Annotated in this window: 9 protein-coding genes; 1 reads left to right on the forward strand and 8 read right to left on the reverse strand. The window is 49.9% G+C overall.

The features are described from left to right. On the forward strand, positions 1-220 hold a 220-nt coding region (locus IV91_RS19120; protein WP_035417446.1), incomplete at its 5' end, for a hypothetical protein. A 104-nt stretch (positions 221-324) separates the two neighbouring features. Here IV91_RS19120 and IV91_RS17200 read toward each other — a convergent pair. From IV91_RS17200 to IV91_RS0107620, 8 genes are all read right to left on the reverse strand, one after another. Continuing rightward, positions 325-3,981, reverse strand: a complete 3,657-nt coding sequence (locus tag IV91_RS17200; protein ID WP_084189986.1) for a glycosyltransferase — start codon at positions 3,979-3,981, stop codon at positions 325-327. An 18-nt stretch (positions 3,982-3,999) separates the two neighbouring features. Continuing rightward, on the reverse strand, positions 4,000-4,740 hold the full coding sequence (locus IV91_RS0107590; RefSeq protein ID WP_200874348.1) for a WbqC family protein: 741 nt from the start codon (positions 4,738-4,740) through the stop codon (positions 4,000-4,002). After that, positions 4,730-5,896 (reverse strand): DegT/DnrJ/EryC1/StrS family aminotransferase, encoded by a 1,167-nt coding sequence (locus tag IV91_RS0107595; protein WP_051862296.1) that lies wholly within the window; start codon positions 5,894-5,896, stop codon positions 4,730-4,732. The genes IV91_RS0107590 and IV91_RS0107595 overlap by 11 nt, the downstream gene beginning before the upstream one ends. After that, positions 5,893-7,104 (reverse strand): DegT/DnrJ/EryC1/StrS family aminotransferase, encoded by a 1,212-nt coding sequence (locus IV91_RS0107600; protein ID WP_031597328.1) that lies wholly within the window; start codon positions 7,102-7,104, stop codon positions 5,893-5,895. The genes IV91_RS0107595 and IV91_RS0107600 overlap by 4 nt, the downstream gene beginning before the upstream one ends. 5 nt (positions 7,105-7,109) lie before the next feature. Beyond that, positions 7,110-7,709, reverse strand: coding sequence for a class I SAM-dependent methyltransferase (locus IV91_RS0107605; RefSeq protein ID WP_031597330.1), 600 nt, complete (start codon positions 7,707-7,709; stop codon positions 7,110-7,112). Positions 7,710-7,819: 110 nt separating this feature from the next. Continuing rightward, a complete protein-coding gene (locus IV91_RS0107610) occupies positions 7,820-8,839 on the reverse strand; it encodes an aspartate aminotransferase family protein (RefSeq protein WP_051862320.1) in 1,020 nt (339 codons plus the stop codon). A gap of 14 nt (positions 8,840-8,853) precedes the next feature. After that, on the reverse strand, positions 8,854-9,984 hold the full coding sequence (locus IV91_RS0107615; protein WP_031597333.1) for a DegT/DnrJ/EryC1/StrS family aminotransferase: 1,131 nt from the start codon (positions 9,982-9,984) through the stop codon (positions 8,854-8,856). 2 nt (positions 9,985-9,986) lie between these two features. Further along, a complete protein-coding gene (locus IV91_RS0107620; protein ID WP_233418420.1) occupies positions 9,987-10,634 on the reverse strand; it encodes a methyltransferase domain-containing protein in 648 nt (215 codons plus the stop codon). Positions 10,635-11,170 lie beyond the last annotated feature (536 nt).

An 11,170-nucleotide genomic window follows, 5' to 3' on the forward strand; every position in this document is an offset into this window, starting at 1 on the left:
GCAACATCTTCCTCAATACCGCAGCCTTCCGTTCTTCAGAGTACTTTTCCATTTCACGTCCGTTTCCCGCCCCTTGGTCTTTGTCAAAAAATCACACTTTCAGGCGACATGTATCCTGACACCTAGGGTCACCGAGCAGGAGCAAGACGACTTTGATGCCTCATGCCGGAAGTTCTATCGGTTCCTCATGAAGTCGTCTGAAGATGGAAATTCAGGTTGAAAACCGACTACAATTACCCACCGATTCCACTGACGAAGCATTTTTTTAATGTGTGAACGAGGCAATCAGCAATAACTCTAATATTCGTTAGAAATTTTTCGTTGTCATGGCAACCAAGCTTTGAGCCAGTCTTCCAGATGATCCTCCAGCATCCAGTGATTCCTGATATGTTCACGAATTTCATCCCCCGCTTTTGCCAGCGCATCCCGATCCGATATCAATTCACGAATCGTTTTGACCCAATGGCGGTGACGGTTGGCGACACGCCATGCAGGAATATCATTTTGATAGGGCACAATATCGGAACAGATGACCGGGTACCCCAGAATGCCATATTCGAGCAATTTAATCGTGCTTTTGGCGCGATTGAACGGATTATCCTCCAACGGGGCAATAGCCAAATCAAGATCCAGACTGGCCAATTTGGATGGATATTCGGATAATTCCACGCCCACATGAATCTCACTCACAAAAGGGATCAGAGCTTCCGGACACATGCCAAAAAACACCCATTCCACCTCGTGAGCCAGCTCGCGCACCACATCAACGATCATTTCAAGATCACCGGTATGACCGACTCCTCCAGCCCAGCCGATGCGCGGACGCGCGTTGTTGCGTCGTTGAGGTTTGAGCCCTTCCCAAGCCACACCGTCTAAATAATTGGGCTGAACACGAATGTCCTCTGTAAGCCCTTGGTACGCTTGCGCCAAAGGTTCGGTTGATACCAGCAAACGATCGCAGAGGGAGGCAGCCCTGCGCAGGAGCTTAGGCATATTCTTGAGCAGCAAATGATTCTTGTGAATACTTTTGACCGGCAGGTTGGTAATCAGATCGTCGAGTTCAAGAATACGGAATGTTTTGATCAACTTGTATTGGCGCTCCAACAAAGCAAGCCGGGCATCATCGATAGGCCGCTGAAACACCATGCTGTCCGGCATAAAACGGGCGATTTCGGATGGATGAAACAGGCGCATGGTTTCCCATCCTTGCACCATTCCCGCGCTACGCAGGGCGCGCATGGGGGCTATCACACGATACTCACCACAACCATAACGATCGGCTGGGTGAACCAGAATGCGGGGCCGGGGCCGCCAACTGGGGTCCCAAGTCAAAGAAGCCTGATCTTCGAGCAGAACATCGGTATTGCACAAACTGAGATGGCGATTGTAGGCGGGATCGAAGGGCAATTGCGGCAACCAGCGTTGGATAAACGCCCGCTGCTCATTCTGGAACTGCCGGGGCTTTTCTTCATCCGGGCAGGCTTCATCAGTGGCCTTCTGGCCAGCAGAGCCCTCGTGTAACAAAATAGCCCAGGGTGTCCAGACAATCAGATATCCGCTTTCTCTGATCTTCAGGCAAAGATCAATGTCGTTATAGGAAATCTTAAAGGTCGACTCATCCAGTCCTCCCAATTGATGATAGAGCGACTTGCGCACCAACAGACAAGCCCCCGTCACTGCGGAGGTGTTCTGAGTCAGTTGTGCCCGGCCGAAATGCCCGGGAGAATTACCTTCGTGCCCGATATAGGGATGACCTGTGGTCCCATTCATACCCAGAACCACACCGGCATGCTGAATCTTTCCGTCAGGGAAAAGCAGTTTTGCCCCCACGGCACCGACTTCTGGACGCAATGCATGACCCACCATTTCATCCAGCCAATCTTCGTGGAGTACGCCCGTATCGTTGTTCAACAGCAACAGCAGTTCCCCGTGCGCTATTTCAGCAGCACGATTATTCATGGCCGAATAATTAAACTCGCCCGGATGACGCAATACTCGAATACGATTGCCAGAAGCCTCGGGATTCTTCTCAAGCAGGTCGAGATAGGCACAGGTTTGCGCATCGTCGCTGCCATTGTCGACCACGATGATTTCATAGGCCGGATAGCGGGTCTTTTCGATGATGGACTCCAGACAACGACACAGGAGCGACAACTGATTGCGTGACGGAACGATTATCGAAACCTGTGGGATTCGTTCCAGGTCGTAACGCACACGAAACGCAGGAGGAAAGGGTCCACGCAGTACGCTTGCACGAATATGGAGACGATCCAGATGCCGAGCCAGGGACTGTTCACAGGATTGCATCATTTGTTCCATGCTAACCGAGATGCGGCCAGAACCACCCTGGCGGCGGTGATAAAGGACTTCGGACACATGACCGATGCCACCATGACCGACTTTTTCCCAGGCGCGTAGTACAAAATCGTATTCCTCAGCTCCCAAAAACTGCGAATCGAAACCGCCCAACTCGACGAAAAGGGACCGACGTATCAGCAACAAGCCGCCAGGATAAGGCATGCTGCGCAGGAGATCCAGATTGAAATCCGGTTTGCAGTGCGGGTGGGTATATTGGCCATCGACAGAAATCGTGTCTTCGTCCGAGTAGATGATCTGCCATTCGGAATGCTCTCGAACGGCTTGTGCCAAGCGAAATGTAGCGTCTGGTGCCAGAGTATCACCGGCATCCAGCACAGCAATCCATTCGCTATTGCCCTGCAGCATGGCCTGATTGAGGCTATTGGCAGATAGCCCCATCGTGATCACCTGCCAGCGTGTGGTCAACCATTGATGGTGCAAACTGGCGATACTCTGGGCGGCAGAATCGGCCTCGTGACGTTTTACCAGCACGAACTCACAGGAAAAGGGCGGCCATTGTGCGATGACTTCTTCGGCCCACCGTTGCTCGCTAGGGGACCAACGGACGGATTCCAACCAAGGTTGTAATGGAGTAGCGATCTTGATTTCGGCGACAGAAACCGCCGGAGGCGTATCTCCAAAAACGGAAATTTTTCCGCTAAGCGTGATCAATGATTGATAGTCAAACTGGTAATACTGCTTCAACCGGGAAGACAATGCGACGTCGCCGATCAGTTCGTACAGCAAGCGTAGGCCAAACTGCTTGTGCCGGGGAAGATTTGGCTCCACCAGCGCGGTCATTGCCAGAGCAAACATGGGCTCGCTGTTGCTCCCACAACGATACTGAACAGCAGTCGGAAATACTTTGACCAGCTGCTCGATGTCGTCCAGTGCACGATAGTTATCCAGCAAAATCAGCGATTCGTTCCCGGCACGGATACGCGTTTCCGGACGATTGCCACTGGCATTGGCTTCATTATCGCGAACGCGGAAGCGCACCAGTGGTTCCTGCAGAACATGAATCTCGTATTTCAGACACAGACGCATCCACATATCCAGATCGGCGAGCTGTGGCAACCAAGGCTTATACAATCCGCAATTGTCGTAACATGACTTACGGATCAACACACTTGGGTGACATAGCGCATTGCCGATATAAAAAAACCGGTTAAGCCATTGTTGGCGCGAACGGTTGGACTGCTGGAAAATCTGGGAATAAAAATGCCGAGGATCATTAAGTGGCTGGCTATCCTCACCGATGGCACATGCATGGCTAAATACGGCGCCAATTTCTGGGTGCTTTTGGAGAAAAGCGTATTGCCGTTCTAACTTGTGGGGTTCCCAAACATCATCGGAGTGATGAATGGCGATGTACGAACCTGCTGCCACCTCGCTAATGGCGCGGTTTATCCCGTATATTCCGCGTCGGTGTTCTTCATTGCGAAAGGCCCGGAGACGCGAATCACGGTAACTTTGAATGATTCCCCAAGACCCATCCGTCGAACAATCGTCCCAAATGATGAGTTCAAAATCACCGAAAGTTTGTGCCAAAACGCTGTTGATGGTTTCGGCGATGTATTTTTCGTGATTGAACGAGGTCAGAATGACCGATATTTCCGGCATAACGAATATCTCCTGATTTCATTCATTGCCTATGGCTCTCTTAATTATGACATGTTCGCTTGCGGCACGGGCAACGACATCGGGTGGGTTCCACATCAGTATATCAAGCATAGATAGGTAAGGTTCATAACGATAGCCAATGGTGCGATAGGAGAATTCTGTGGGCTGAGCAAAGCAAAGATCAATCCCCCGTTTAGCAAAGCAAGTCCGATTAAACAACGCCTTCCCACTGGAGGGATTCAGGTAACCGTCCGCCCCAAGCTGACTACAGATTTCAAGAGCCCACTCACCAGAATTCAACGCAATAGGCAAATCAAGATTCATTTCCGAACAGATGCGATAGCGAAACGAAATACCCAAGTAACGGCAAACTGCCGCAAGTCCTCTGACATCGAGTCGCACTAGGGAATCGTCTCCATCATCGAAGGTTTCTTCAATCAAATTTAGCACGGCGTCGTAATAAGGCGCATTTCGCTTGTAGTGACTCAATTTCCCCTGCACATTTTTTCGTGCTTCAACGGGGTCAAGAATCTTCGCTTCATGGATTTTTATGGAAATCGAACCATTGGCCAGAGGGATGCTCACATATTGCCATCCTTGGTTCGGGTGCAAAATACGGTTACGATTTATCCAGGTTTTCGGCGTGTACTGCGTGAGATCAAAAACCAACCACTCATCCACAGCAGCGATCAGAGAAAAATGTCCCAGATAAGGAAAAAAATAGGGTTGCATGATGCCGAATCTGTGCTTACGCGTCATGCCGACTCCGCAGAATGGATGCTGCACAATGAATCCGCGCCAGAAGATCGCACAGACGTTCAATATCGATGGTCGTGACCTGAGCACCCAGCGGTAGCTCAAGGCAAGAGTCGTATAAGTGACGAGCATTGGGCAAATCTACTGCTGTACCAAGGTGAACACCCTGAGGAAAACCTCTCCGAGCATATACTTTTTCTGCTGCCAGCACTTCGATAAGCCGCTCGCGGGACAAACCGTAGCCCAGTTGATCAATGCTCACAATAAGGTGTTGCCAATTGGATTGAGTCACTCTTGATGGTTCGTGGAGTGTCAACCCCTCGATACCAGACAAAAACCCACGGAGATAAGCAGCGCGCAGCATGCGGTTATGGGCCTGATGGGCGCGAAAATCGTCGAGATTCATGAGCGCAATGGCGGCCTGCGCTTCAGACAATCGCGCATTGGCCACGCGAACGATACGAGCCGTCTGCTCTAGCCCATAGCTTGGACGAATGCTGCGCGCGCGCAGTGCCAACTCGTCATCATGGGTGACAATACAGCCACCATCTCCCGCCCCAAGGATCATATCCTCATGAAAGGAGAAGATTTCGGCATCGCCGAAGCCTCCGATAAAACCGGCAGGGAGTGCGCAACCGAAGGCGTGAGCCGAATCAAAAATCAGCCGGATACCGTGGGCATCAGCGATCTGCTGCAGTTGACTAACATCGCAAGCCCCTCCCCACAAATTCACAGCCAGGATAGCCGACACCTTTTCATCGATCAGCGCCACCACTTGTTGCATATCGAGATGATGGGTGCATTGGTCAACATCGCACCATACCGGTTCAAGTCCGGCCCATAGCAATGCTTGAATGGTACCTGGATGAACAAACGCCGACACAATCACCTTCCCGCGTAATTGCAAGGCATCTAGAGTAACCATCAAGCCGAGCATAGAATTACTGGTGCAGATGACATGACGAACACCGAGAAATGTCTGCAGTCTTACTTCCAGTTGCTCGTGCAAAGGGCCATTGTTGTTATAATACTGACGTTCAAAAATGCCCGAAAAAGCCTTCTGGTAACGTTCTCGATCTGGGAACCGATTCTGTCCGCAGGATAGTGGCTTCTGGAACAGGGGAGATGCTCCAGTCAGGGCAAATGAACCGATACTCATGAGTCCACCTGACTACGCAGCAGAGTACTGATCGGTTCTGCTTGTGCAACGATGAAGGCCAGTATATCCGTGATATGTCCGATGTCCTCATTACTAACCAAATGGCCACATGGCAAATTCATAAAGCGGTCTGCCAACCATTCAGTAACTGGAAGCGGAGGAGCAATAAAAGCAAATTCCATGGATTTACAATGTAATGGAGGTGCGTAGTAGGCTCGGGCAAGAATTCGTTCGGCATTTAGTATGCGGATTGTCTCCTCCCGTGACAAGGGCCAATCGTCGAGGAGTTCCACCACGATATTCTTGTAAGCCGTTGCCTGCTGTTCATCGAACGTTACCAGACGTAAGCCAGGCACATGGGCCAGTTTGCTTTGGTAAACACGGTAGCGTTTCTGGTTACGCAAAACTTGCCGTTCAACATCGTCCAGACTTGCCAAAGCCATAGCTGCATGCATGTCATTCATGCTGGCATTCATACCGTGTGCCAGAACCACATTGCCACTTTCGTCCATACCATAATGACGCAGTGATATCAATTGATTAGCCAATAGGGTATCTTGAGTGGTGACATAACCACCTCCGAACCCATTGATCAGCTTGCAGGCATGCAATGAAAAAGCCTCGGCGTGGCCCTGGCCCCCTACTTTTCCCTCAGCAGTGGATTCGTACACCGACTCGACAGAATCGAATACCAGGGGCAATTTTCGGTCTTCGGCAAGTTGTAACAATCCCCCTACATCACAGCAATTAACGATGGGATGAGGGGCCAGTATCAGTGCCGTATTTTCATTGATGCAAGCGGCCACGGTTGCCGCGCTGACCGACAAGGTCTCTGAGTCCACCTCGCAGAAATGTGGAATAAGGCCCAACCAGGCGACGATATCAGGCATTCGGCGATAAGTCAGAGAAGGCATAATCACTTCTCGTTTACCCGGAATAACTAACGCTGCGATAGTTAATGCCAGCGCCCAGAATCCACTACAAAAGGTAATACAATAGGATACCCCATGAAACTCTGCTAGGCGGCGTTCGAGCAACTGCACTGCAGGACCTTGATCGATATACCGCTGCGCCTGCAGAAAAAGGTCCGAGTACTCCATAAACCGTTCAAAATCGGGTTGCAGCAAGTTAGACGTGGATTTGGCAGTGGCAAACACAGGGATCCCGCCAAAGATAGCCAAATCGTTAACCTGCTTTTTCCCGGACATGGCTTTTACCCTTGACGAGTCAGCGTAACGTCGTAACGGTAGTGTGCCGCATAAAACTCATACGGCATGATTGAAAACTCCACCAGCCAACCAGCGGTTTCTGCCAATTTTTTGAAGGCTTCACGCGTACGCCAGATACCCAGTGCCGTGCATGGATCGGAGAGTTCATCATCGGTGGGGATGGAATGGATAAAAAAGTCGGTAAGGTGCGCACGATCCGGCAGGTTGCCCAGGAATATCCGTTCCAGCTTTGTAAATCGTTGAAACAGCACTGTCAGTACGTGCAGAATATCTGAATCTGAAAAATACTGAAATCCGGCGTAACATAACGCACGTGTGAAACGCTCAGGGTGCGGTTCCTGATTGACGTATTGAACTCCGCCAATTACTTCAAACCGATGATTAGGCTGGCGTTCGAAGTGCTTTTTGGCCACGGAAATCAAGTAATCTGAAATGTCGGTACCAAGATAGCTATGACAACCATCGAAGAGTTGAACCGAGAGAAACCCATTTCCACACGCCAATTCAAGTAGCACATCTTCGGACCGCAACTCCAACCCCTTAGAGATGGCTGCCATGATCATGTGCAGTTGTTCTTCAGTCATTGGTACACCATGAACTGTGCGACGCGTCTGCCTCAGAAAATCATCTGGGGCACAGGTCCTAGCATGCGCATCATAACTGAATGTTGTGTAGGTAGTCTGTTTCGAGTTCATCACCCATCTTTCCTGCCAAAGGAATTCGTTCTCAATATTGCCAGAATCTGCTGCCCAAGACTATCTACTCGTGTCAGATCTAAACGCTGATCAATGGGCAAGAACAGCGTATCTTGCGCCAGCGTCGCTTCGATACTTCCCGGTTTGAGGCGAGGCAAAGCATCGGGCCAGTAAGTAGCAGTGAAGATATTCTGGGCGGTAAGCTGGGCCTTGACTGCAGCCACATCGATCCCCCTTAACACCAGTGGATAACAGAGCGGTATATCCTCTTCTGTTGGCAACCATCGTATCGCATTGAAGGGGTTTAACCATTCTGCGATAAGAGCAAAATTATCTCGACGACGGGATCTAACCCGCGACCAATCAATGCTGCATATCAACCTTCGGGTCAGTCGTGACATAGCCAAAGGAGGGAGGTTCTGAAGCGAATCGCGCGCTTCCTGGAAAGCCTTATAACCTTCACGAGCGGAACAGGATGCGCGCAGTAACAAGTATCTCATACGTTCAAACGAACCCTGATCTTCCACAGAAGGAGCAGTGATGAGGAGCGCAGGCGAATGCAAGAGCAGTCCACCATCGGGTAGACCAGCAAACTTTCGCGGTGAGTAGATGGTTGCCAATACACCATTGTGTGGAGCGAATAAGGCATGACTATTATCGATGATCAGTTGTTCAGGGAGATAATGAGTCTGCAACCGCTTTACCAGCGACTGACACAAGCCGAAGTAATTGACATAAAGAACGATTTCTCCATCAGACAACGTATCGGGCAAATCAGATGGATAAAGGGAATCATCGAGCCTGTAAGTGCTAATGTCAATCCCAGTCACTTCAACTGCTCTCAGAACCGAATCGCATATGTATCCCGGCATCCACACACGGCGGAGTCCATTGCTTTCAAGTACTGCACGAATCGCGGAGCGTGCCGATTGGTAATGTAGAGCCTGCGGATACAACGCCCCATGTTCCGGCAAGTCAAGACCGAAATAACCACCAATTTCTTCCCTCAGATGATTCATGGATATTGCGGCGGTCAAATGGAGGTCTTCTGCACGAAAGAGCTTACCAAATGTGCGATGCGCTCTTGCTCCTGTTCTTCCAGTTCGGAATAAATGGGCAAACATAAGACTTGTGATGCGATTTCTAAAGCCATGGGGAGGTTATCATGACGAGCGGAAGGAAAACCGCGATACATGGGAAATTCGGAAATCAGCGGATAGAAATAACGACGTGGGTAGATGTTGTGCTGCCTGAGTCGTTCATTCAACTCATCCCTTGACAGCGGATATTCGGGTCCAACCAGTATCGGAAAATAGGCATAGTTACCGCTTTGCACTTCCGGCAAAGGCAAAAACCGAATGCCAAGGATACCATCCAGCTTTACGCGATAAGCACTGTCGATACGTTGTCGTTCGGCCAGTACCTGATCGACGTATTTCAACTGCAACAGTCCTAAAGCTGCGTTGAACTCACTCATTTTGCCGTTGATCCCAGGGGCTACGACGGTCAGTTCATCCACATAGCCAAAGTTTTTTAAATGATCTATGCGAATTTTGGTCTTGGCATCTGGACAAACAATAGCACCACCTTCGAAGGTATTGAATACCTTGGTGGCATGAAAACTCAGCACCGATAAATCCCCATGGCGCAGGATGGAGCCTCCATCGTCACGTACGCCAAAAGCATGGGAGGCATCGTATATAACTTTGAGGTTGTAATTGTCGGCAATGTGCTGAATGGCTTTTATATTGCACGGGCGGCCATAACAATGGACCGGCATGATCGCCGTGGTTTGGGGCGTGATGGCGGCTTCGATCAGGGCAGGATCGAGGTTGAACGAGTCCGGTTCGATATCGACAAAAACTGGTTTGATGCCATTCCACAGTAACGCATGAGAAGTGGCCACAAAGGAATAGGGCGTGGTGATGACCTCTCCCGTAATGCGCAATGCCTGAAGTGCCGTGACTAACGCCAACGTCCCGTTAGCAAACAGTGAAATATAATCTATTCCAAGATAACGGCATTGAGCCTGCTCCAATTCACGGTGGAATGGGCCATTGTTGGTCAAAACTTTACTCTTCCATATTTTTTCAAGATAGGGTATAAATTCTTCCAGTGGCGGTAGGAATGGCTGGGTAACATAAATAGGCTTTTCGGAACTCATGGTCAGGAAAGTGTTTTACTTGAATTCAAGGGGGCACCGTCCTGTGGTTCAGGTCGGGTAACGATGTACAGAATGCTGGTGGGTGACAAGCCGAGATGGTTGATCAGGTTGGCTCCGATGACCTTCTGATCCAGTTGCTGTACGGCAAATCCGTTGCGTTCCAGTGTATTCACATAACCACGGTGTGAGTACAGCCGGACATGATCGTCTTGTCCGAACAGTCGCCAGCGGTCACCGTCGCTTGTGGCCGATGGATCCTCGAGCGTATCGTCAATATCCACGCAAATCGGAGCCATCAAGATGCCACATCCGTCGCCACGTGTAATGCGCGCCAACTCTCTCACTGCCAAATTGTCATCGGAAACATGTTCCAGTACATGACTACAGATGAAGAAGTCGCAATATTCATCTTCGAAAGGGATATTCATGAGGTCGATCTGAAAATCCACATCTGCCATCATAAAATCTGCGGTTTTATAATCAAAAAGATCAAGTTTCCTGATTTTTTTGGATAGAGCGGCTTCCGGTGCAAAATGCACCACACGCGCCCCGGTTTTCAATGCGCCAGACTCAATCTGCGCATTGATCCACCAAGCATAGAGACGCTCCCGATCGGATGCCCCGCAGGTCATGCAGGAATAATTATTCAACGCAATGGTTTCAGCTCTTCCGAAATGTTTAAATCCGTGCAGGAGGGAATTCTGTCGGTAGTCATCCGGTAACGGGGCAAACCGAACACCAGAGCGCTCACACACAGGGCAGTAGGTTTTTGCATCCACTTGGAGTGATCCCCTCCTGTAAAAAAATATGTAGCTGTTCGATCATCTATGCCGGAGTTTTTCGCGCTTCAACCAATTTTTCTCACTCCCTGAGTATATCAACTGTTGTTGCCGATCGCACATGCATTGTTGGATATGGGTTTCTCTGATATACGGAAAACCCACAACTCATTCTGACAGTATAAGCGGTGTGCCAAAACGACTGAATGCAATCGATCCCAAGAAAACAAAGGGCTTGGTTCGATTCTATAATTGAACTTCTGGAGGACTGATGAAGTGGACTATAGTGGACCCTGAAATCAAGACAGTAGTTTATGCTGTGCGCTGTCATAAGGGATGAGCGAAATGAGCGAAGCGAAGAAGAGGAAAGTTCACACCCCCGAGTTCAAGGCGAAGGTAGGCCTTGA

This window comes from Ferrovum myxofaciens, from assembly GCF_000735045.1.
GTDB lineage: Bacteria > Pseudomonadota > Gammaproteobacteria > Burkholderiales > Ferrovaceae > Ferrovum > Ferrovum myxofaciens.